The organism is Pseudomonas sp. LPB0260 (assembly GCF_013388395.1).
The window spans coordinates 843572-865060 of the sequence record NZ_CP058247.1 but is presented as its reverse complement, the minus strand read 5'-3'; the positions used below and the strand labels follow the sequence as shown (position 1 = coordinate 865060).

The window sequence follows — 21489 nt, the reverse complement described above, 5'->3', positions numbered from 1 at the left end:
TGATGCCGCGCCTGGCCCGAGAAAAGCCGGACCTGCGACCATCTGTCATTGCCCCGCACCGCCCGGGTGGGCGAAAATGGCCGCCTTTTTCGTGATCAGCCCCAGCAGGAGATTCAGCGATGCCCAGCCGTCGTGAGCGTGCCAATGCCATTCGTGCCCTGAGCATGGATGCCGTGCAGAAAGCCAACAGCGGCCACCCGGGTGCCCCGATGGGCATGGCGGATATCGCCGAAGTGCTGTGGCGTGACTACCTCAAGCACAACCCGAACAACCCCGAGTTCGCCGACCGCGACCGCTTCGTGCTGTCCAACGGCCATGGCTCGATGCTGATCTATTCGCTGCTGCACCTGACCGGCTACGACCTCGGCATCGAGGACCTCAAGCAGTTCCGCCAGATGGGCAGCCGCACCCCGGGCCACCCGGAATACGGCTACACCCCGGGCGTCGAGACCACCACCGGGCCGCTCGGCCAGGGCCTGGCCAACGCCGTGGGTTTCGCCATCGCCGAGAAGGTCCTGGCTGCGCAGTTCAACCGCGACGGCCACGCCATCGTCGACCACAACACCTACGTGTTCCTCGGCGACGGCTGCATGATGGAAGGCATCAGCCATGAAGTCTGCTCGCTGGCCGGCACCCTGGGCCTGGGCAAGCTGATCGCCTTCTACGACGACAACGGCATCTCCATCGACGGCGAGGTCGAAGGCTGGTTCACCGACGACACGCCGAACCGCTTCGAGGCCTACGGCTGGCAGGTGATCCGCAACGTCGACGGCCATGACGCCGAAGAGATCAAGATCGCCATCGACACCGCGCGCAAGAGCGCGCAGCCGACCCTGATCTGCTGCAAGACCACCATCGGCTTCGGCTCGCCGAACAAGCAGGGCAAGGAAGACTGCCACGGCGCGCCGCTGGGCGTCGACGAGATCGCCCTGACCCGCGCCGCCCTGGGCTGGGAGCACGGCCCGTTCGAGATTCCCGCGGAGATCTATGCCGAGTGGGACGCCAAGCAGGCCGGCGCCGCCGTCGAGGCCGAGTGGAACGAGCGTTTCGCCGCCTACGCCGCCGCCTACCCGGAACTGGCCACCGAGTTCCAGCGGCGCATCAAGGGCGAGCTGCCGGCCGACTTCGCCGAGAAGGCCGCCGCCTACATCCAGGAAGTCGCCGAGAAGGGCGAGACCATCGCCAGCCGCAAGGCCAGCCAGAACGCGCTGAACGCCTTCGGCCCGCTGCTGCCGGAATTCCTCGGCGGCTCGGCCGACCTGGCCGGCTCCAACCTGACCCTGTGGAAGGGTTGCCAGGGCGTCTCCGCGGCGGACGCCTCGGGCAACTACATGTTCTATGGCGTGCGCGAGTTCGGCATGAGCGCGATCATGAACGGCATCGCCCTGCACGGCGGCTTCATCCCCTACGGCGCGACCTTCCTGGTGTTCATGGAATACGCCTGCAACGCCGTGCGCATGTCGGCGCTGATGAAGAAGCGCGTGCTGTTCGTCTACACCCACGACTCCATCGGTCTGGGCGAGGACGGCCCGACCCACCAGCCGATCGAGCAGCTGGCCAGCCTGCGTTGCACGCCGAACCTCAACACCTGGCGTCCGGCCGACGCGGTGGAATCGGCGGTGGCCTGGAAGTGCGCGATCGAGCGCAGCGATGGCCCCAGCGCGCTGATCTTCAGCCGCCAGAACCTGCCGCACCAGAGCCGCGACGCGGCGCAGCTGGGCGACATCGCCCGCGGCGGCTACGTGCTCAAGGACTGCGCCGGCGAGCCGGAGCTGATCCTCATCGCCACCGGCTCGGAAGTCGGCCTGGCCGTGCAGGCCTACGACAAGCTCAGCGAGCAGGGCCGCAAGGTGCGTGTGGTGTCGATGCCGTCGACCAGCGTGTTCGACCAGCAGGACGCCGGCTACAAGCAGGCCGTGCTGCCGCTGCAGGTCGGCGCGCGGATCGCCATCGAAGCCGCCCATAGCGACTTCTGGTACAAGTACGTGGGGCTCGAGGGTCGGGTCATCGGCATGACCACCTTCGGCGAATCGGCGCCGGCGGCGGCGCTGTTCGAGCACTTCGGCTTCACCCTGGAAAACGTCCTGGAAACCGCGGCCGAACTGCTGGAAGGCTGATCAGCAGTTAGGATGGGTCGGGCTGCGCGCGGCGCGGCTCATCCTACGGTCGTTTATCCATCGAGATCGCCATGTCCAAGCGTCCCTATAGAGTTGCCCTCAACGGCTACGGCCGCATCGGTCGCTGCGTGCTGCGCGCGCTGCACGAGCGCGGTGCGGGCGCGCAGCTGGAAATCGTCGCCCTCAACGACCTGGCCGACCAGGCCAGCCTCGAATACCTGACCCGTTTCGACTCGACCCACGGGCGCTTCCCCGGCGAGGTACGGGTCGAAGGGGACTGCCTGCATATCAACGGCACTTCCGTGCAGGTGCTGCGCCAGGAGGAGCCGGAAGGCATCGACTGGGCGGCGCTGGACATCGACCTGCTGCTGGAGTGCTCGGGGCAGTACACCAGCCGTGCCGAGGCCGAGCGTTTCCTCGAGGCCGGTGCACCGCGGCTGCTGCTGTCGCAGCCGATGGCCGGCGAGGCGGATATCGACGCCACCATCGTCTTCGGGGTCAATCAGCAACGCTTGAGCGGCGCCGAGCGCCTGGTGTCCAACGCCAGTTGCACCACCAACTGCGGGGTGCCGCTGCTCAAGCTGCTCAACGACGCCGTGGGCCTGGAGTACGTCTCCATCACCACCATCCACTCGGCGATGAACGACCAGCCGGTGATCGACGCCTACCACCACGAAGACCTGCGCCGCACGCGCTCGGCCTTCCAGTCGGTGATCCCGGTGTCCACCGGCCTGGCCAAGGGCATCGAACGCCTGCTGCCGGAACTGACCGGACGCATCCAGGCCAAGGCCATCCGGGTGCCGACGGTCAACGTCTCCTGCCTGGACATCACCCTGCAGACCGCCCGCGACACCTCGGCCGCCGAGATCAACCGGGTGCTGCGCGAGGCCGCCGAAGCCGGGCCGCTCAAGGGCCTGATCGCCTACACCGAACTGCCCCATGCCAGCTGCGACTTCAACCACGACCCCCATTCGGCGGTGGTCGATGGCAGCCAGACGCGGGTCTCCGGCCCGCGCCTGGTCAACCTGCTGGCCTGGTTCGACAACGAGTGGGGGTTCGCCAACCGCATGCTCGATGTCGCCCAGCATTTTCTCGAAGTCTCCTCTGCCACCGTTCCACCAGCCCCCGTGAAGGACTGATTCCAATGACCGTTTTGAAGATGACCGACCTCGACCTCCAGGGTAAGCGCGTGCTGATCCGCGAAGACCTCAACGTGCCGGTGAAGGACGGCGTGGTGAAGAGCGATGCACGCATCCTCGCCGCCCTGCCGACCATCAAGCTGGCGCTGGAGAAGGGTGCGGCGGTGATGGTCTGCTCGCACCTGGGCCGCCCCAGCGAGGGTGAGTTCTCCGAGGAGAACAGCCTCAAGCCGGTTGCCGACTACCTGGCCAAGGCCCTGGGCCGCGACGTGCCGCTGCTGGCCGACTACCTCGGCGGTGTCGAGATCGCCGCCGGCGAGCTGGTGCTGTTCGAGAACGTGCGCTTCAACAAGGGTGAGAAGAAGAACAGCGACGAGCTGGCCCAGCAGTACGCCGCGCTGTGCGATGTGTTCGTCATGGATGCCTTCGGCACCGCCCACCGCGCCGAGGGCTCGACCCATGGCGTGGCCAAGTTCGCCGCAGTGGCCTGCGCAGGTCCGCTGCTGGCGGCCGAGCTGGACGCCCTGGGCAAGGCCCTGGGCAACCCGGCCAAACCGATGGCGGCGATCGTCGCCGGTTCCAAGGTGTCGACCAAGCTGGACGTGCTCAACAGCCTCAGCCAGGTCTGCGACCAGCTGATCGTCGGTGGCGGCATCGCCAACACCTTCCTCGCCGCCGCCGGCTTCCCGGTCGGCAAGTCGCTGTACGAGGCCGATCTGGTGGACACCGCCAAGGCCATCGCGGCCAAGGTCAGCGTACCGCTGCCGGTCGACGTGGTGGTGGCCAAGGCCTTCGCCGAGGATGCCGAGGCGACCGTCAAGCTGGTGGCCGAGGTGGCCGAGGACGACATGATCCTCGACATCGGTCCGCAGACCGCGGCGCAGTTCGCCGAACTGCTCAAGTCCAGCCGGACCATCCTGTGGAACGGCCCGGTCGGGGTGTTCGAGTTCGATCAGTTCGGCAACGGCACCAAGGTGCTCGCCGAAGCCATCGCCGAGAGCCCGGCCTTCTCCATCGCCGGCGGTGGCGACACCCTGGCGGCGATCGACAAATATGGCGTGGCCGAGCGCATCTCCTACATTTCCACCGGCGGTGGCGCCTTCCTCGAGTTCGTCGAGGGCAAGGTGCTGCCGGCCGTGGCCGTGCTCGAAGAGCGCGCCCGGGGCTGAGTCGCCCGGGGCGCGCCGTGGGCCGGGCGTTGAAGCCTGGACCGCGGCGCGCGCCAGCGACCCCTTATCCCCGAATACTTGAATAGCGCCTGCCCCTGCGGCAGGCTTGCACGATTAACGACCTCCAAACCGGGAGACAGGAAACCATGGCACTTATCAGCATGCGCCAGATGCTCGACCACGCCGCCGAATACGGCTACGGCGTGCCGGCCTTCAACGTGAACAATCTCGAGCAGATGCGCGCGATCATGGAAGCGGCCGACAAGACCGACTCGCCGGTGATCGTCCAGGCTTCCGCCGGTGCCCGCAAGTACGCCGGCGCGCCCTTCCTGCGCCACCTGATCCTCGCCGCCATCGAAGAATTCCCGCATATCCCGGTGTGCATGCACCAGGATCACGGCACCAGCCCGGATGTCTGCCAGCGTTCGATCCAGCTGGGTTTCTCCTCGGTGATGATGGACGGCTCGCTGAAGGAAGACGGCAAGACCCCGGCCGACTACGACTACAACGTCCGCGTGACCCAGCAAGCCGTGGCCATGGCCCACGCCTGCGGCGTCTCGGTGGAAGGCGAGCTGGGTTGCCTGGGCAGCCTGGAAACCGGCATGGCCGGTGAAGAAGACGGCGTCGGCGCCGAGGGTGTGCTCGATCACAGCCAGATGCTCACCGACCCGGAAGAAGCCGCCGACTTCGTCAAGCGCACCCAGGTCGACGCCCTGGCCATCGCCATCGGCACCAGCCACGGCGCCTACAAGTTCACCAAGCCGCCGACCGGCGATATCCTCGCCATCGACCGGATCAAGGCGATCCACGCGCGCATCCCCAACACCCACCTGGTGATGCACGGCTCCAGCAGCGTGCCGCAGGAGTGGCTGGCGGTGATCAACCAGTACGGCGGCGACATCAAGGAAACCTACGGCGTGCCGGTCGAGGAGATCGTCGAGGGGATCAAGCACGGCGTGCGCAAGGTCAACATCGACACCGACCTGCGCCTGGCCTCCACCGGTGCCATGCGCCGCATGATGGCCGAGCACCCGAGCGAGTTCGACCCGCGCAAGTTCTTCGCCGCCACCGTCACCGCCATGCGTGACATCTGCATCGCCCGCTACGAAGCCTTCGGCACCGCCGGCAACGCCTCGAAGATCAAGCCGATCTCCCTGGAAGGCATGTTCCAGCGTTATGCCAAGGGCGAGCTGGCGGCCAAGGTCAACTAAGCCCGCGCCGCGTCAGCCAGAAAGCCCGCTCTCGAGCGGGCTTTTTTGTTGGCCGCGATGGAGGGCTTGTCATGGCGCAGGAGCTGATTTTTGACGGAATTGATAGATCTCGAGCTCATCGCGGACGCGAATAGTATTTCGGCCGTAGTGTGACTTTGTTGGCATCTGAGTCTTCTCAATGACTAGGGTGCTGATTATGTACTCGTCAGCATGCCTGCAAGAAGAAGTGCGCCCTATGCCTTCTAGGGATGGATGAGCCGGTGCAGTGAATGCGCAGGCGAGCATGCGGGATGCGAGACAAGCAGTCCACATGAGTCGAGGTTATCAATGAGAAAGCATGCCATTTATATCGCTGTTGGCTTTGCCTCCACCCTGCTGGCTGGTTGCGCCAGCCAGCCCAGCACGGCCGACCTGATGCGGGCACACGCCGATGAGGCGCAGGCTCGTGTGGAGTTGAGGAAGCAGTTTGCCGCGGACTGGGATCGTGGCTCGGAGCTGGTGCGCGACGGCGAGAAGCGCATCAGCAAGGGCGAGAAGCAGATCGACTCGGCCGAGCAGGCCCTCGAGGAGGGGCGTGAGCAGGTGACCCGCGGTAACCGCGAGATCGAAGAGGGGCGTCGCCTCCTGGAAGAGAGCGAGCGCCAGTTCAAGGAGCACTTCCCCGGGCATGCGCTCAGCAGCGGCAGCTGATAGCGCGCGGGTTCATCGGTCCGGTGGGCGAGCGCCTGCCGGGCCGTGTAGCGAAGAAGCCAGGCCCTGCGGCCTGGCTTCTTCGTTGTGGGTCAGGGGCGATGCCTTACTTGACCCAGTGCTTGCCCCAGTGGGTGATGTCATAGGCGGCAGACTGCTGTGCGCTGAAGGCGCGGGTGCTCGGTTGCTGCGCCGCGGCGATTTCGTCGTCGATGATCTTGGTCGACAACGACAGCCAGCTGGTGGCGAACGCCGCGGCATCGCCGTTGATCTCCAGGGCCTGCTGGTTGATGTTGAGGGTGTTGTCGCAGGCCTGGTGGTAGCAGGGGTCGAAGGCGACGCCGGCGTCGCCACCGTACTTCGCCGCCTGCTCTTCGCTCTTCAGCACTTCGGCGCCGGTGAACAGGCCGCCGAAGGCGATGCCGTCGAGGAAGAACTGCGCGTAGTCGGAGCGGAAGCTGATCTCGTCACCCTCCGACGGCAGCGCGCGCAGGCGGTAGTAGGTCTCGAACAGCTTCTCCACCGCCGCCGAGCCGGGTGGGCCCTCGAGGCCGAACTGCGAGCCGTCGCCGTCATAGATGAAGTAGGCGAAGTTCGGCGAGGCGATCATGTCGAAGTTCAGGTAGACCTTGATCTTGGCTTTCTCCTGCGCACTGAGGTTCTGCACGTAGTGGGTCGAGCCGACCAGGCCCGACTCTTCCGCGCCCCACCAGGCGAAGCGCACCTTGTTGTGTGGACGGGCCTTGCGCATCTGCAGGGCCATTTCGAGAATCGCCGCGCTGCCCGAGCCGTTGTCCTGGATGCCGCCGCCCTCGAACACCGAGTCGAGGTGGGCGCCGACCATCACCACGTTGTCCGGGTTGCCCCGGCGGGTTTCGGCGATGATGTTGTAGGTCTCGGTCTTCTCGCGCACCACATCGACCATCAGGCGCAGTTGCAGGCCGGCGGTGGCGGCCCAGGCCGCGCCCAGGTCGTAGGTGGCGAACAGCACCGGGATGCCGCCGCCGTAGCCGTCGCCGAGGGTCGCGTTGAGCAGGCCCTTGCGCTCTTCGGTGTTGCCTTGGTTGAAGATGATCGCGCCGACGGCACCGGCCGCCGCGGCGTTCTCGGCCTTCTGCTGGAAGCTGCAGGCACCGCGCTGGATCAGGGCGATGGAGCCGGCCGGGAAGCCGGCGAAGTCGGCCGCCTCGCAGCCGCTGGTCGAGGCGTTGTTCGGCCCCAGGGCCAGGTCGACCGGCGCGACGCTGGCGCTGAGGTTGCCGGCCTCGGTCTGCGACAGGTAGGTGAAGTCCGTCTCCCATTCATAGGTGGCCGGCGTCGGCGCCAGTGCCGCCAGTTCGCCCGGGCCCTGGGGATAGAAGGCGGTGAACGGGAAGGGCTGCAGGCTGACCTGGTAGCCGGCCCCCTCGAGGGTCTGCTTCACGTAGTCCACCGAGGCCTGGTAGCCCGGCAGGCCGGCGGCGCGGGTGCCGCCGTTGGCGGCGGCGATGTCCTGCAGCATCTGCAGGTGGTACATGGTCTTGCGCGCCTGCATGCAGCGGGGCAGGCCCAGCGGGCTGTTGTTCAGCAGCACCGAATTGCAGCCGGCCGAGGTCGGTCGGGCCGGGCTCCAGAACTCGTTGAGCAGGTCGCTGGGTGTCGGCGGGGCAGCTTGCAGGCTGGTGGACAGGGCGAGGGCGAGAGCGCAACTGAGAAAACGCCAGTGGGTAACTGTTCTAGACATGGTTCCTCCAATCCTTAGGGAGAGTGCGTTGCCAGGTCGGCTTGTGGCCCCTGGCGACTGGTCCTTAACTGCATCGATCCGGACGCGAAGGGGAAGCCTAGCCCGGCTTTTCAGTTTTTGGAGCACCCGTACCATCTCTGTGAATTGGTGCACCCTTTGGCGCGTGCGAATCGACCGCGCAAGCGGGGGCGGCTCGGTGATCGGGGGCGTCGCCCAGCTTGCCTCAGGCGACGAACGGTAGGCCCGCGGGGCGGCGCTGCGGCATACTCCGCGGCCCCGATCCATCCCAGCGAGCAACCGGGCCGCGGCCATGACTCCACTGAAATACCTCCAGGGCTATCCCGCGCAGTTGCTCGATCAGGTGCGCCAGCTGATTGCCGAAGAGCGTCTGGGCGACTACCTGAGCCGGCGCTATGCCGGTCGTCACGCGGTGCAGAGTGACAAGGCGCTGTACGCCTACACCATGGCGCTCAAGCAGGAACACCTGCGCAATGCGCCGGCGCTGGACAAGGTGCTCTACGACAACCGCCTGGACCTGACCCACCGCGCCCTGGGCCTGCACACGGCGATCTCGCGGGTGCAAGGCGGCAAGCTCAAGGCCAAGAAGGAGATTCGCGTCGCCTCGCTGTTCAAGGAGGCGGCGCCGGAATTTCTGCAGATGATCGTGGTGCACGAGCTGGCGCACCTGAAGGAGTCCGAGCACAACAAGGCGTTCTACCAGTTGTGCGAGCACATGCTCCCCGGCTATGGCCAGCTGGAGTTCGACCTGCGCCTGTACCTGACCTGGCGCGAGCTGTCGGCGGCCAGGCCCGGCTGAGCGCTCAGGTCCCTGAGCCGCTCAGCCGCGCAGCATCACGTTGAGCTGATCGACCACCTCGGCCCAGTCGGCGTCCTCGAGGATCTCCTCGCGCAGGAAGGTCGCCTGGGACGGACTCCAGAAGGCGGCGTCGGCGAGTTTGCAGGTCGGCGCCAGAGGCGAGTGGTTGCGCACGAAGCGATCGATGCTGCCCTGATCGGCGGGCAAGCCGAGTTGCTTGAACAGGGCCGGAAGACTGTGGATGGGGCTTTCCATGACGAGTACCTCTGCTCGGTGGATAAGGCGCCGATGGGGCGCCGGCCAGCGCACGACCATGCTCTTATCAGCCTAGCGCAGATCGCGGCTGGCCTGGTCTGCGCGCCGGTTCAGAGCACGCGCAGTATCTCGAAGTGCTGCACGCCGCCGGCGATGCGCAGCTCCACCTCATCGCCCGGGCCGCAGCCGAGCAGGCGCTGACCCAGGGGCGCGCGCGGACTGACCAGCAGTACCTCCTGACCCTGCCACTGAAGCCTCAACCCGGCGCCCTCCGGGCCCAGCAGCAGGCATTGCTCACGCTCCCGGGCATCGGCCAGCCAGACCAGGGCGCCGAGCTGGATGCCCTGCCGCGGGTCGAAGGGACGCAGGGTCAGCTGCTGCCAGGCGCTCAGGCTCTGGCGGATCTCCTGCGCCCGGCGCGCCTGACCGGTCGCCAGGTAGGAGGCCTCCAGGCCGAGGGTGTCGTACTTGTTCTCGGCGATATTCTGCTCGTCGGTGGCCGCCTCGTAGGCGCTCTGGGCGGCGCGCTGGGCCAGCTCCAGATCGGCCTGCAAGCGTTCGATGATCAACGGGTGAAGCGTGTTCTTGTCCATCGACGACTCGCCAGCACAGCGGGAAAGCTCGGATTATCCGCGTGCCAGGCCTCCCTGGCAAAACCGCGGCGGCTGAAAGTCACGCAATAGAAGGGCCGCTTGGCTACACTCGAGGCGATACTGGGCCGGAGGCAACGATGGAAACGCTACAGTCGGACTATTCGGTCTACCGCGACCTGATCGCTCAGCTGATGAGCGATCAGGAGCAGTTGCCCAGCCTGCCGTCGCTGACCTGGAAGATTCGCCGCGCGCTCGCGGAGCCCGAGGTCAGCATCAGCCAGTTGGTCGAGCTGATCAGTCAGGACCCGGCGCTCAGCGCCCTGCTGATGAAGTATGCGTCCAGCGCCCTGTTGCGTTCGCGCATGGCGCCGCGGAACCTGCTTGATGTGATGCGGGTGCTCGGCCTGCAGCAGGTGGACCGGGTGGTCATGGTGCACAGCGTCAAGAGCCTGTTCACCCTGCACAGCGCCGAGCACAAGCAGTTGTTCATGGAAGCCTGGCACCGCTTGACTCTCAAGGCCAGCGTCTGCGCCTTCCTGGCGCGCATGGTCGGGCACATCCCGGCGGACCATGCGGTGCTGGCCTGCCTGCTCAGCGAGGTCGGCTCGTTGGCCGTGTTGTCGGCGTTCAAGAGCCAAACGTTGGTACCCACCAAGGACCGCTATCTCAAGCTGTGCCGGGCCTACAGCAAGTCGCTGGGGGTCATGCTGCTGAAGAAATGGGCGGTGGACGAAGCCTATGTGCAGATCATTCGTGACATTGGTGACTGGACACTGCTGCGGCAGCGGCAGATCGAGTTGATCGACCTGGTCAACCTGGGGCTGTATCACGCGGTCAAGGACACCAATCCGGCCGCCGACCTGCCGCCGATCGACGAGCTGGCGGCCTACGCCAAGCTGGCTGCGCCGCAGAACGAACTGGACGAGCACGGCTGCCTCTCACTGGTCAGCCAGCACTGGGACGAAATCCACAGCATCGCCGCGGCCCTGCGCTAGCTATTCACTCACTTCGCCGTGCTATCGCCGCGTCCCTTGAGCAGGTGGGCGGCGAGGGTGCGCAGCGGGCCGAGTTGCCGACAGATCAACGCCAGCTGGGTCTGCACCAGGCGCTGCTGGTCATCGAGTTCCTCCGGCAAGCGCTCCAGCTCGGCCGCCAGCTGTTCCTCGGCATCGCTGTGGATCGCCACCGCGCGGCCTTCACCGAGCTCGCCGGCGATTTCATCCAGGCTGCTGGCCAGGCGTTCGGCGCTGCTCAGCAACTGGTTGTGGCCCTCGGTCAGGAGCATCTCTCCGCGATGCGCGCCGAGCCCCGAGAGGTAGCTCAGCAGGGTGTGCGAGAGCACCAGGAAGCGAAAGCCGATGTCCGCCTCCTTGCGGAAGTGCCCGGGCTCCATGAGCATGTTGCCCAGGGTGGTGGACAGCGCCGCGTCGGCGTTGTGGGCATTGCGCCGCGCCAGGCGATAGGCCAGGTCGTCGCGCTTGCCGCTGGCGTACTGCTGGATGATCTGGCGCAGGTAGGTGCTGTTGCAGCTCAGGGTGTTGGCCACCATGCGGTCGAGCCGGCGACCCTGCCAGTCCGGCAGGATCAAAAATACCGCCAGGCCGGCGATCAGGCTGCCGAGCAGGGTGTCGACCAGGCGCGGGATGATCAGGCCATAGCCGTCGCCGACCTGGTTGAAGCAGAACAGCACCAGCAGGGTGATCGCCGCCGTGGCCAGGGTGTAGCGGTTGCTGCGGGTGGCGAAGAAGGCCACCCCGGCGGCCACGGCGATGAACGATTGCAGCAGCGGATTGGGGAACAGGTCGAACAGCGCCCAGCCAAGCACCAGGCCCAGGACCGTGCCCAGGATGCGTTGCACCAGCTTGCGCCGGGTGGCGCCGTAGTTGGGCTGGCAGACGAACAGCGTGGTCAGCAATATCCAATAGCCCTGGGCCGGGTGTATCCAGTGCAGCAGGCCATAGCCGGCGGCCAAGGCGATGGCCAGGCGCAGGGCATGGCGGAACAGCAGGGAGGTCGGCGTCAGCTGCTGGCGAAGGCGTTCGGCCACGTCCTTCAGCGACTGCGGTTCGCGGTCCAGCAGGCTGCTGTCCTGTTCCTCGGCCAGTGCGTCGGGGTTGCTGGCATTGCCGAGCAGCCGGTCGAGGGTGGCGAGGTTGCCGGCCAGGGCCTGCAGCGAGCGCAGCAGGTGGCGCCAGGCCGGGTTGCTCTGCAGGCGCAGGTGGTCGAGGGAGGCGTGCAGGTCGGCCAGCGCCTGGGAGCACAGCTCGCGGTACTCGAAGGCTTGGCGCAGTTCGATGGCCTGGGCCAGTCGCTCACAGGCCTCGCCGTGCAGGCGCAGCAGGCGCTGGCAGCGGAACAGCACGTCGCTGTGGAAGAACGCCTCGGCCAGTTCGTTGTAGGGGTAGTGGGACGAGCTGGCGCGCTCGTGGATGTCCTGGGCGAGGAAGTACAGCTTGAGGTAGCGGCCGACTTTGGCGCTCGGCCGGTCATTGCCGACCCGGTGCAGGATGATTTCCTTGGTGGCGTTCAGCGCCGCCACCACCTGGCCATTCTGTTTGGCCAGGGCCAGCCGGCGCTGCTCCACGTCGAGCTGGCGCAGCGGCTCGAACAGTGCGGCCTTGAGCTTGAGGTAGCGGCCCAGCTCGCGAAACAGCCGGGCCAGGCTGTGCTGCAGCGGCTGGTGGGCGAACAGGGCGTTCCAGATCACCGAGAGCAGGCCGTACCAGGCGGCGCCGGCCACCAGCAGCAGCGGCTCCAGGCCGAAGCCGACGCTGCCGCCGCGCTGCTCGACGCCGATCATGCTGTAGATCGCCAGGATCAGGGTCGCCCAGCCGAGGGTGGCGAAACGCTCGCCGAGGGCGCCGAGCATGGTCAGGGCGAAGCTCGACAGGGCCAGGGCGGCGACGAACAGCCAGGGGTAGGGGAACAGCAGCTCCACCGTGTAGGCCGCCGCGCTGAAGCAGCCGAGGGTCACCAGCAGGGCGGTGAGCCGGCCCTGCCAGCTGTCGTCGGTTTCCGCCAGGGCGCTGGCGATCACCCCGAGGAACAGCGGGATCAGTGCGTGCATCCAGCCCTGCGACCAGCACAGCAGCAGGCTGCCGCCCAGGGCGATGAACACCCGCAGGCTGTAGCTGAACTTGTCCAGCGCCCAGAGGCGACGCAGGGAGTGGCGCAGGGAGGGAGACGACATCGTTGAACGGCCTTGTCCGCGAGACTTGCGTCGAAGACTACTGGAATAGAGCGGCCGGCGGCACTCCCCCTGCGCCGGGCCCGGGCGCCAGGCGACGGGGCGGCCTGGGATAAACCATGGACTATCCTCTAGGCAGGCAGTCGCGTCTCATGTCTGAGGCATCACCGTGGCGGCTGTCATGGAGAGGACCGTGAAGTTTTCCGCGACGTTGGCGTCGGCGCGCCGTGTATGCCTCGCCCTGGCCCTGCTGCTGGTGCCGACCTGGTTGAGTGCGGCGCCAGCCCTGGTGGTGGAACTGCGCGTCGACGGCGCGATCGGCCCGGCCAGCGCCGACTATCTGGTGCGCGGGCTGGCGCGGGCGGTGGACGAGGGCGCGCAACTGGTGGTGATCAGCATCGACACCCCCGGTGGCCTGGACACCTCGATGCGCGACATCATCAAGGCGATACTCGCCAGCCCGATCCCGGTCGCCAGCTATGTCGCGCCGAGCGGCGCGCGGGCGGCCAGCGCCGGCACCTATATCCTCTATGCCAGCCATATTGCGGCCATGGCGCCGGGTACCAACCTCGGCGCGGCGACGCCGGTGCAGATCGGCGGCATGCCCGGCTCGCCGTCGCCGAAACCGGAGCAGCCGGAGGCGGGCAAGGAAAGCGAGCCGGCCGCGCAGCCCGACCAGCAGGGGCAGGCCGAGAAGGCGGACAAGACGAAGAAGACCGAAAAGGCCGGCGCGCCGACCGATACCCTGAGCAAGAAGCAGATCAACGACGCCTCGGCCTACATCCGCGGCCTGGCGCAGATGCGTGGGCGCAACGCCGAGTGGGCCGAGCAGGCGGTGCGCGAGGCGGTCAGCCTGTCCGCGGCCGAAGCGCTGCAGCTCAAGGTGATCGACTACCTGGCCAACGATCTGGCGCACCTGCTCAAGCAGCTGCACGGTAAGACCTTCACCGCCGCGGGCGTGGAGGTCACCCTGGACACCGAGGGCGCCGTGCTGGTCAGCCACGAGCCCGACTGGCGCACCCAGTTGCTGGCGGTGATCACCAACCCCAGCGTGGCGCTGCTGCTGATGATGTTCGGCGTCTACGGCCTGTTCTTCGAGTTCTCCAACCCGGGCACCGGGGTCGGCGGCGTGCTCGGCGGTATCTGCCTGATCCTGGCGCTCTACTCGCTGCAGCTGTTGCCGGTGAACTACGCCGGCGTGGCGCTGATCCTGCTGGGCATCGCCTTCATCGCCGCCGAGGCCTTCATGCCGAGCTTCGGCGTGCTGGGCATCGGCGGGATCGTGGCGTTCTGCTTTGGTGCGCTGATCCTGATCGATACCGATGTGCCCGGTTTCGGCATCCCCCTGGCGCTGATCCTGACCCTGGGACTCACCAGCGGCCTGGTGATCTTCGTCATTCTGAGCATGGCCCTGCGCGCCCGGCGCCGCGCCCTGGTCGGGGGCGACAGCGAGCTGGTCGGCAGCCTGGTGCGGATCGACGCCGTGGCGCCGGACAACCTTAGCGGTGGCTGGGTGCAATTGCAGGGTGAGAAGTGGCAGGTGGTCAGCCAGGTGCCATTGCGAGCCGGCCAGCAGGTACGGGTGCTGGGGCGCAAGGGTTTGATGCTGGAAGTCGCGGCGGCCGAAGAGGCGCCGCCCAAAGGAGAGTAACCATGGGTTTCGAACTGAGTTTTTCCGCCCTGGCGGTGCTGCTGATCGCCCTGCTGGTCTCGGCGTTCCGCATCCTGCGCGAGTACGAGCGCGGCGTGGTGTTCCAGCTGGGACGCTTCTGGCGGGTCAAGGGCCCCGGCCTGATCATCATCATCCCCGGCATCCAGCAGATGGTGCGCGTCGACCTGCGGACCATCGTCCTGGATGTGCCGACCCAGGACGTGATCTCCCGGGATAACGTCTCGGTCAAGGTCAATGCCGTGGTGTACTTCCGCGTGCTCGACCCGCAGAAGGCGATCATCCAGGTTGAGGACTTCCTCAAGGCCACCAGCCAGCTGGCGCAGACCACCCTGCGCGCGGTGCTCGGCAAGCATGAGCTGGACGAGATGCTGGCCGAGCGCGAGCGGCTCAATGTGGATATCCAGCATGTGCTCGATGCGCAGACCGACGCCTGGGGCATCAAGGTGGCCAATGTCGAGATCAAGCATGTCGACCTCGACGAGTCGATGATCCGCGCCATCGCCAAGCAGGCCGAGGCCGAGCGCGAGCGGCGGGCCAAGGTGATTCACGCCGAGGGCGAGTTGCAGGCCTCGGAAAAGCTCATGCAGGCCGCCGAGATGCTCGGCCGCCAGTCGGGGGCCATGCAGCTGCGCTACATGCAGACCCTGAGCAATATCGCCGGAGACAAGAGCTCGACCATCGTCTTCCCGCTGCCGATCGAGCTGTTGCAGAGCATCAAGATGCCCAAGTCCTAGGGCGCCTTCGCCTTTCGTCGGGGTTGCATGCCGGGAGCGTTTTGTTATCAATTCGGCCGATGAACCTCGGCCGCCACGAAACGCTCTGCGCCGAGCCGCTTTCTGAACCTGCCTCGCCGCTGGCCTGACGGCTGAGCTGCGAGTCCGCCGCTTTCCGCAGCGCCATCGGAGCCGCTCGGCTCCGCCCCAATGGAGATGAACATGCGTGAACTCTTCGAGCTGCGCGGGGCCGACCCCGAGCTGCTGTTTTCCCCCTACTGCTGGCGCGTGCGCCTGGCCCTGCTGCACAAGGGCCTGGAGTTCCACAGCCGGCCGCTGTGCTTCACCGACAAGGCGCCGCTGGCCTGTTCCGGGCAACAGCTGGTGCCGGTGCTGCGCGATGGCGACTGCGTGGTGCACGACAGCGTGGCGATCTTCCAGTACCTGGACCGCGCCTATCCCGAGCGCCCCCTGCTCGGCACCGGCGAAGCGCAGAGCCGGGCGCGACTGCTCGAGCGGGTGATCTTCCAGGCGCTGCGCATGCCTTTGCTGAAGATCCTCGTGCCGCGGGTCCACGCGTTGATCGCGCCGGCTGACCAGGCGTATTTCCGCAGCACCCGCGAGAAGGCCCTGGGCATGAGCCTGGAGGCCTTCGCCGACCCGCAGGCGGGCACCGCGCAGCTGCGCCAGGCCCTGGCGCCACTGGAGGCCTGGCTGGCCGATCAGCCCTACCTGGACGGTGACAGCGCCGGTGGCAGCGACTACCTGGTCGGCGGCCTGTTCTTCTGGGCCTGGTGCCTGGGCACCCAGCCCTGGGCCACGGAGTCCAATGTCGGGGCCTGGTTCCAGCGTCTGCTGAATCACTACCAGACAAGCTGCGGGCCAGTGAAACGCGCCGAGCCTGACGGCCAGGCGCTGGCAGTTCCGACGGCCTGAGACGCGCGCTTATAGGGGCGGCGAGGTGGCACTCGGGCGCGTCGGCGCGTGGCGTCACGCGCTCTTCGCTCGCGATTCACTGCCGGAAATTCAGAAATTTCAGGGGATTCTCCTGAAAGGCCCGGCCAATACAGGCCGGCTGCCGGCGAGCGTTGCCTAGACTTTTCCTATGGTCATCCGGTTATCGTCTGGAGGTAGCTATGCGCATCGGTGTTCCCAAGGAAATCAAGAATCATGAGTATCGCGTCGGCCTGACGCCGCAGTCGGTGGCCGAGCTGACCGTGCTGGGGCATGAGGTGTTGGTCGAGACCCATGCCGGCAGCGCCATCGGCTTCAGCGACGCCGACTACCTGGCCGTCGGCGCGCAGATCGCCAAGGACGCCGCCCAGGTGTTCAACGAGGCGCAGATGATCGTCAAGGTCAAGGAGCCGCTGGCGGTCGAGCGCGCCCGGTTGCGGCCGAATCACACGCTGTTCACCTACCTGCACCTGGCGCCCGATCGGCCGCAGACCGACGAGCTGATGGCCAGCGGCGCCACCTGCATCGCCTACGAAACCGTGACCGACGCCAACGGCCGCCTGCCGTTGCTGGCGCCGATGTCGGAGGTGGCCGGGCGCATGTCGATCCAGGCCGGCGCCAGTTGCCTGGAGAAGGCCCGCGGCGGCCGCGGCGTGCTGCTCGGCGGGGTGCCGGGCGTGGCCCCGGGCAAGGTGGTGATACTCGGCGGCGGCGTGGTCGGCAGTCATGCCCTGGCCATGGCCGTCGGCCTGGGCGCGGACGTCACCGTGCTGGACAAGAGCGTCGATGCCCTGCGCCGCCTGGACAGCCAGTACGGTAACCGCATCACCACCCTCTACTCGACCCGCACGGCCCTGCGCGAGCAGGTGCTGGCGGCCGACCTGGTGATCGGCGGGGTGCTGATCCCCGGCGCGGCGGCGCCCAAGCTGGTCAGTGCCGAGATGATCCGGCAGATGCAACCGGGCGCGGTGCTGGTCGACGTGGCCATCGACCAGGGCGGCTGTGCGGAGACCTCCAAGGCCACCACCCATGCCGACCCCACCTATGTGGTCGATGAGGTGGTGCACTACTGCGTGGCCAACATGCCCGGCGCGGTGGCACGCACCTCGACCCTGGCGCTGAACAACGCGACCCTGCCGTTCGTCATCGCCCTGGCGGAAAAGGGCACGCGGCGCGCCCTGGAAGAGGACCCGCACCTGTGCAACGGCCTCAACGTGGCCAGGGGCCTGATCACCTGCGGCAGCGTCGCCGAGGCCCATGGCCTGGCGTACCACTCGGCCACCAGCGTGTTGGAGCACCTCTAGCCCGCGCGCTCCGTCGCCCGCCGCCTGGATGGCGGGCGGCGCCGGCCCCCTTCGCGCTTATGCGCGGCGCGGCGCGGCCGTCCTGTCGTGACGCCGCCCGCCAAGCCCGGCTAATCTCTAGTGCAGGTATTGGCTCATAGGAGAGCACGGCATGGGCAATGGGTGTATCAGTCGGCGCCGGCTAATGGCGGGCATGGGCAGCGCTGCCTTGTTGCTCGCTGCGCCGGGGGCCTTCGCCGAACGTCTGCTGACCCCGGCACAGACCCTCGGCCCCTTCTATCCGGACCCGTTGCCGCTGGATCGGGACAACGACCTGCTGATCGTCGGCGACAGCCTGACGCCGGCCAGTGGCACCGTGGTGCACCTGCACGGGCGGATTCGCGATGCGCGCGGCCGGCCCCTGGCCGATGCCCTGGTGGAGATCTGGCAGGTCGACGCCCACGGCATCTACCTGCACAGCCAGGGCGGCGACCGCGCGCGGCGCGATGGGAACTTCCAGGGCTACGGCCGCTTCCTCACCGGCAGCGACGGTCGCTACCGCTTCCGCACCATCCGCCCGGTGGCCTATCCGGGGCGCACGCCGCATATCCACTTCGCCGTCACCCTGCCGGGGCAGCCGCGCTTTACCACCCAGTGCTATATCCGTGGCGAACGCTTGAACGCCCGTGACGGCATCCTCAATTCGATCGGCGACCCCAAGCTGCGCGAGCTGTTGATCGTGCCATTCGTGCCGGTGGCCGGCTCGGTGGCGCGCGAGCAGGTGGCTCGCTTCAATATCGTCCTCGGCGTGACGCCGACCGCCTGAGCGCCGGCCGCGTCAGAGCGGCCAGACCAGCAGCAGCAGCGGCACGCTGACCACTACCACGAGGATTTCCATCGGCAGGCCGAGGCGCCAGTAGTCGCCGAAGCGGAAGCCGCCCGGGCTGAGGATCAGGGTGTTGTTCTGGTGGCCGATGGGGGTGAGGAACGAACAGGACGCGCCGATCGCCACCGCCATCAGCAGCGAGTCGGGGCTGACCCCCAGCTGGCTGGCCGCGCTCAGGGCGATCTGGCACATCACCGCGGCGGTGGCGGCATTGTTCATGAAGTCCGACAGGGTCATGGTCACCACCAGCAGCAGGGTCAGCACCACCACCGGGTTGCCCTGGGCGACGTGCTCCATCAGCAGGCGCGCCAACAGGTCGGCGGCGCCGCTCTCGGACATGGCCCCTGCCACCGGAATCATGGCGCCGAGCAGTACGATCACCGGCCAGTCGATGGACTGGTAGAGCAGGCGCAGGGGCACGATCCGCGCCACCATGAACACCAGCATGCCGGCGGCGAAGGCCACCGCCGCCGACAATACGCCGAATGCGGCGAGCACCACCGCCAGCAGCATCACCCCGGCGGCCAGGCCCGCCTGGCCCGGGTTGGGGATGCTGATGGCGCGGTCGGCCAGGGGCACGCAGGCATAGTCACCGGCGAAATCACTGATATCGCTTGCCTCGCCCTGCATCAGCAGCACGTCGCCGCGCTCGAACTGGGTTGAGCGCAGGCGCTTGATCGAACGGTGGCTGTGCCGTGAGATGGCCAGCAGGTTGATGTTGTAGCGATGGCGCAAGCGGATATTGCTCGCCGCCAGGCCAAGCAGCGGAGAGTCCGGGCGTACCAGCAGCTCCTGCAAGACGCGCTCTTCATGGCTGCTGTCTTTTTTCTCGTCGGCTTTATTCTTTTCCGGCGTTGCCTGGGCAGCGTTGCCGTCCTGATCAGCCGCCTTGTTGTCGGCTTTCTTCGCCGCGGCCAGGGTCAGCCCCAGCTTGCTGAGCACGTCGCCGAGGGCCTCCGGCTCGGCCTCGATCATCAGCACGTCGTCGGCCTGGAGGATGCGCCGCGGGTTGGGTGCCGACAGGCGCAGCTTGTTGCGCACCATGCCCACCACCTGGGCGTCGGCTTCCTCCAGCAGCTGCTCGACCTCGCGCAGGCTCTTGCCTACTGCCTTGGCGCCTTCCTTGACCCGGGCCTCGGTAATATAAGTCCCCGTATCAAAGCCGGCCGCGCCGGCCACTTCGCGCCGCGGCACCAGGCGCCAGCCGACCAAGGCGATGAACACCACGCCGGTCAGCGCCACGGCGACGCCTACCGGGCTGAAGTCGAACATGGCGAAGGGCCCGGCACCGCTCTGTGCACGGAAGCTGGAGACGATCAGGTTGGGCGGCGTGCCGATCAGCGTGGTCATGCCGCCGAGGATGGTGCCAAAGGCCAGGGGCATCAGCAGGCGACCGGGGGGCAGCTCTTGTTTGCTGGCGATCTTCAAGGCGATCGGCATCAGCAGGGCGAGGGCGCCGACGTTGTTCATGAAGGCCGACAACACCGCGCCCAGCCCGGTCAGGGCGGCGATCGACAGCATCGGTCCGGCATTGGCGGGCAATATCCGCTGCGCCATGGCGTCGACCGCCCCGGTTCTTTGCAGGCCGAAGCTGAGTACCAGCACGCAGGCCACGGTAATCACCGCCGGATGGCCGAAGCCGACGAAGGCCTGCTGATCCGGCACCAGGCCGGTGATCACGCAGGCCAGCAGCGCGCCGAGGGCGACTATGTCGTGACGCCAGCGGCCCCAGAGGAACAGGCCCATGGTGGCGGCGAGGATGGCGAAGATCAGTCCTTGGTCTTGGGTCATGCGGGCGAACGATCCTTGGAAGGAGGCGAGTGGGGTGGAGTCAGCCTAGCTGCGCCGGGATGGCGGGGTATGGCTCAGACATACTGCGCCGCCGCGTAGCCCGAGGCCCAGGCCCACTGGAAGTTGAAGCCGCCGAGGTGGCCGGTGACATCGAGCACCTCGCCGATGAAATACAGGCCCGGGCTCTTCAGCGACTCCAGGGTCTTGGACGACACCTCGCGGGTGTCGATGCCGCCCAGGGTCACCTCGGCGGTGCGATAGCCCTCGGTGCCGGCCGGTACCAGGCGCCAGTCGGCGAGCTTCTCGGCGATGGCCCTGAGCTCGGCGGGGCTGTACTGCTTCAGCGGCTTGGAAACGAACCAGCTGTCGGCCAGCAGGCCGGCCATCTTCTTGGTGAACAGCTCGGCGAGCAGGGTCTTCAGCTCGCTGTTCGGTCGCGCGGCCTGCTGGGTGGCCAGCCAGTCCGGAAGGTCGATATGCGGCAGTAGGTCGATGCTGATGCTGTCGCCCGGCTGCCAGTAGGAGGAAATCTGCAGAATCGCCGGGCCCGACAGGCCGCGGTGGGTGAACAGAATGTTCTCGCGAAAGCTCTGGCCGTTGCAGCTGACCAGGCAATCTTCCACCGAGGTGCCGGACAGCTCCGTGCACAGTATCTTCAGCTGCGGGTCGGTGATGGTGAACGGCACCAGGCCGGCGCGGGTCGGCAACAGCTGGTGGCCGAACTGCTTGGCCACCTGATAGCCGAAGCCGCTGGCGCCCAGGGTGGGGATCGACAGGCCGCCGGTGGCGATCACCAGCGACTGACAGGCGACCTGGCCGGCGCTGGTCTGCAACTGGTAGCCGCTTTCCACCCGGGCGATCTCGCTGACCGAAGTCTGCAGGCGCAACTCGACGCCGACATCGGCGCATTCGGCCAGGAGCATCTCGAGGATGTCGCTGGACTTGTTGTCGCAGAACAGCTGGCCGAGCTTCTTCTCGTGGTAGGGCACGCCGTGCTTGGCCACCAGGCCGATGAAGTCCCACTGGCTGTAGCGGGCCAGGGCCGACTTGCAGAAGTGCGGGTTTTCGGAGAGGAAGTTGCCCGGCTCGCAATACATATTGGTGAAGTTGCAGCGCCCGCCGCCGGACATCAGGATCTTCTTGCCGGCCTTGTTGGCGTGGTCCAGCAGCAGCACCCGCCGTCCGCGCCCGGCGGCGGTCAGCGCGCACATCAAACCGGCGGCGCCGGCGCCGATAATCACCACATCCGTCACTTGCACAGCCACTTCCCCACAACCCGACGGGCGCCG

18 protein-coding genes are annotated in these 21489 nt (G+C 67.2%); 12 read left to right on the top strand and 6 right to left on the bottom strand.

Annotation, left to right across the window (positions count from 1 at the left end; all coding sequences use genetic code 11):
- Positions 1-119: 119 nt before the first annotated feature.
- From tkt to LPB260_RS03670, 5 genes are all read left to right on the top strand, one after another.
- Positions 120-2117 (top strand): transketolase, encoded by a 1998-nt coding sequence (gene tkt / locus LPB260_RS03690; protein WP_208707289.1) that lies wholly within the window; start codon positions 120-122, stop codon positions 2115-2117.
- A 71-nt stretch (positions 2118-2188) separates the two neighbouring features.
- Positions 2189-3256, top strand: a complete 1068-nt coding sequence (gene epd, locus LPB260_RS03685) for an erythrose-4-phosphate dehydrogenase (protein WP_208707288.1) — start codon at positions 2189-2191, stop codon at positions 3254-3256.
- Between the two features lie 5 nt (positions 3257-3261).
- Entirely contained in the window at positions 3262-4425 is a 1164-nt protein-coding gene (locus LPB260_RS03680; RefSeq protein ID WP_208707287.1) for a phosphoglycerate kinase, read from the top strand.
- A 146-nt stretch (positions 4426-4571) separates the two neighbouring features.
- On the top strand, positions 4572-5636 hold the full coding sequence (fba, locus tag LPB260_RS03675; RefSeq protein ID WP_208707286.1) for a class II fructose-bisphosphate aldolase: 1065 nt from the start codon (positions 4572-4574) through the stop codon (positions 5634-5636).
- Between the two features lie 327 nt (positions 5637-5963).
- Positions 5964-6326 (top strand): hypothetical protein, encoded by a 363-nt coding sequence (locus LPB260_RS03670; RefSeq protein WP_208707285.1) that lies wholly within the window; start codon positions 5964-5966, stop codon positions 6324-6326.
- Between the two features lie 106 nt (positions 6327-6432).
- Here the strand turns inward: LPB260_RS03670 and LPB260_RS03665 are convergent, their stop codons facing one another.
- Positions 6433-8049, bottom strand: a complete 1617-nt coding sequence (locus LPB260_RS03665) for a M28 family metallopeptidase (RefSeq protein WP_208707284.1) — start codon at positions 8047-8049, stop codon at positions 6433-6435.
- A gap of 310 nt (positions 8050-8359) precedes the next feature.
- On the opposite strand from LPB260_RS03665, the gene LPB260_RS03660 reads away from it, so the two are divergent.
- Positions 8360-8866: a YgjP-like metallopeptidase domain-containing protein gene (locus LPB260_RS03660; RefSeq protein ID WP_208707283.1), complete on the top strand. Its 507-nt coding sequence runs from the start codon at positions 8360-8362 to the stop codon at positions 8864-8866.
- Positions 8867-8887: 21 nt separating this feature from the next.
- Here the strand turns inward: LPB260_RS03660 and LPB260_RS03655 are convergent, their stop codons facing one another.
- Together LPB260_RS03655 and LPB260_RS03650 are read right to left on the bottom strand one after the other, a co-directional pair.
- A complete protein-coding gene (locus tag LPB260_RS03655; RefSeq protein ID WP_208707282.1) occupies positions 8888-9121 on the bottom strand; it encodes a DUF2789 domain-containing protein in 234 nt (77 codons plus the stop codon).
- A 110-nt stretch (positions 9122-9231) separates the two neighbouring features.
- Complete coding sequence (locus LPB260_RS03650; protein ID WP_208707281.1) at positions 9232-9714, bottom strand: GreA/GreB family elongation factor; 483 nt, start codon at positions 9712-9714, stop codon at positions 9232-9234.
- Positions 9715-9851: 137 nt separating this feature from the next.
- Here LPB260_RS03650 and LPB260_RS03645 point away from each other — a divergent pair, with 137 nt between their 5' ends.
- Complete coding sequence (locus LPB260_RS03645; RefSeq protein ID WP_208707280.1) at positions 9852-10709, top strand: HDOD domain-containing protein; 858 nt, start codon at positions 9852-9854, stop codon at positions 10707-10709.
- An 8-nt stretch (positions 10710-10717) separates the two neighbouring features.
- Here LPB260_RS03645 and yccS read toward each other — a convergent pair whose 3' ends face one another.
- A complete protein-coding gene (yccS, locus tag LPB260_RS03640) occupies positions 10718-12904 on the bottom strand; it encodes a YccS family putative transporter (RefSeq protein ID WP_208707279.1) in 2187 nt (728 codons plus the stop codon).
- A 190-nt stretch (positions 12905-13094) separates the two neighbouring features.
- Between yccS and LPB260_RS03635 the strand changes: the two genes are divergently transcribed.
- The 5 genes from LPB260_RS03635 (at position 13095) to LPB260_RS03615 (ending at position 18349) form a co-directional block, all read left to right on the top strand.
- A complete protein-coding gene (locus tag LPB260_RS03635) occupies positions 13095-14552 on the top strand; it encodes a nodulation protein NfeD (protein WP_371926109.1) in 1458 nt (485 codons plus the stop codon).
- A gap of 2 nt (positions 14553-14554) precedes the next feature.
- Positions 14555-15307 carry a slipin family protein gene (locus LPB260_RS03630; RefSeq protein ID WP_208707277.1) on the top strand — a complete coding sequence of 251 codons (753 nt, stop codon included), beginning with the start codon at positions 14555-14557 and terminating at the stop codon, positions 15305-15307.
- Between the two features lie 201 nt (positions 15308-15508).
- Positions 15509-16222: a glutathione S-transferase family protein gene (locus LPB260_RS03625; RefSeq protein WP_208707276.1), complete on the top strand. Its 714-nt coding sequence runs from the start codon at positions 15509-15511 to the stop codon at positions 16220-16222.
- A 200-nt stretch (positions 16223-16422) separates the two neighbouring features.
- On the top strand, positions 16423-17544 hold the full coding sequence (ald, locus tag LPB260_RS03620) for an alanine dehydrogenase (RefSeq protein ID WP_208707275.1): 1122 nt from the start codon (positions 16423-16425) through the stop codon (positions 17542-17544).
- A gap of 151 nt (positions 17545-17695) precedes the next feature.
- Positions 17696-18349 (top strand): protocatechuate 3,4-dioxygenase, encoded by a 654-nt coding sequence (locus tag LPB260_RS03615; RefSeq protein ID WP_208707274.1) that lies wholly within the window; start codon positions 17696-17698, stop codon positions 18347-18349.
- A 12-nt stretch (positions 18350-18361) separates the two neighbouring features.
- On the opposite strand, the gene LPB260_RS03610 is transcribed toward LPB260_RS03615, so the two are convergent.
- Both LPB260_RS03610 and LPB260_RS03605 read right to left on the bottom strand, forming a co-directional pair.
- Positions 18362-20200, bottom strand: coding sequence for an SLC13 family permease (locus LPB260_RS03610; RefSeq protein WP_208707273.1), 1839 nt, complete (start codon positions 20198-20200; stop codon positions 18362-18364).
- Between the two features lie 74 nt (positions 20201-20274).
- Positions 20275-21459, bottom strand: a complete 1185-nt coding sequence (locus LPB260_RS03605) for an NAD(P)/FAD-dependent oxidoreductase (RefSeq protein WP_208707272.1) — start codon at positions 21457-21459, stop codon at positions 20275-20277.
- Positions 21460-21489 lie beyond the last annotated feature (30 nt).

Coding starts and splice junctions, on each gene's coding strand:
- LPB260_RS03625 (WP_208707276.1), top strand. CDS start 15,509: ATGCGTGAACTCTTCGAGCTGCGCGGGGCCGACCCCGAGCTGCTGTTT.
- tkt (WP_208707289.1), top strand. CDS start 120: ATGCCCAGCCGTCGTGAGCGTGCCAATGCCATTCGTGCCCTGAGCATG.
- yccS (WP_208707279.1), bottom strand. CDS start 12,904: ATGTCGTCTCCCTCCCTGCGCCACTCCCTGCGTCGCCTCTGGGCGCTG.
- LPB260_RS03680 (WP_208707287.1), top strand. CDS start 3,262: ATGACCGTTTTGAAGATGACCGACCTCGACCTCCAGGGTAAGCGCGTG.
- LPB260_RS03645 (WP_208707280.1), top strand. CDS start 9,852: ATGGAAACGCTACAGTCGGACTATTCGGTCTACCGCGACCTGATCGCT.
- LPB260_RS03630 (WP_208707277.1), top strand. CDS start 14,555: ATGGGTTTCGAACTGAGTTTTTCCGCCCTGGCGGTGCTGCTGATCGCC.
- LPB260_RS03610 (WP_208707273.1), bottom strand. CDS start 20,200: ATGACCCAAGACCAAGGACTGATCTTCGCCATCCTCGCCGCCACCATG.
- LPB260_RS03655 (WP_208707282.1), bottom strand. CDS start 9,121: ATGGAAAGCCCCATCCACAGTCTTCCGGCCCTGTTCAAGCAACTCGGC.
- LPB260_RS03660 (WP_208707283.1), top strand. CDS start 8,360: ATGACTCCACTGAAATACCTCCAGGGCTATCCCGCGCAGTTGCTCGAT.
- LPB260_RS03615 (WP_208707274.1), top strand. CDS start 17,696: ATGGGCAATGGGTGTATCAGTCGGCGCCGGCTAATGGCGGGCATGGGC.
- epd (WP_208707288.1), top strand. CDS start 2,189: ATGTCCAAGCGTCCCTATAGAGTTGCCCTCAACGGCTACGGCCGCATC.
- LPB260_RS03665 (WP_208707284.1), bottom strand. CDS start 8,049: ATGTCTAGAACAGTTACCCACTGGCGTTTTCTCAGTTGCGCTCTCGCC.
- LPB260_RS03670 (WP_208707285.1), top strand. CDS start 5,964: ATGAGAAAGCATGCCATTTATATCGCTGTTGGCTTTGCCTCCACCCTG.
- fba (WP_208707286.1), top strand. CDS start 4,572: ATGGCACTTATCAGCATGCGCCAGATGCTCGACCACGCCGCCGAATAC.
- ald (WP_208707275.1), top strand. CDS start 16,423: ATGCGCATCGGTGTTCCCAAGGAAATCAAGAATCATGAGTATCGCGTC.
- LPB260_RS03650 (WP_208707281.1), bottom strand. CDS start 9,714: ATGGACAAGAACACGCTTCACCCGTTGATCATCGAACGCTTGCAGGCC.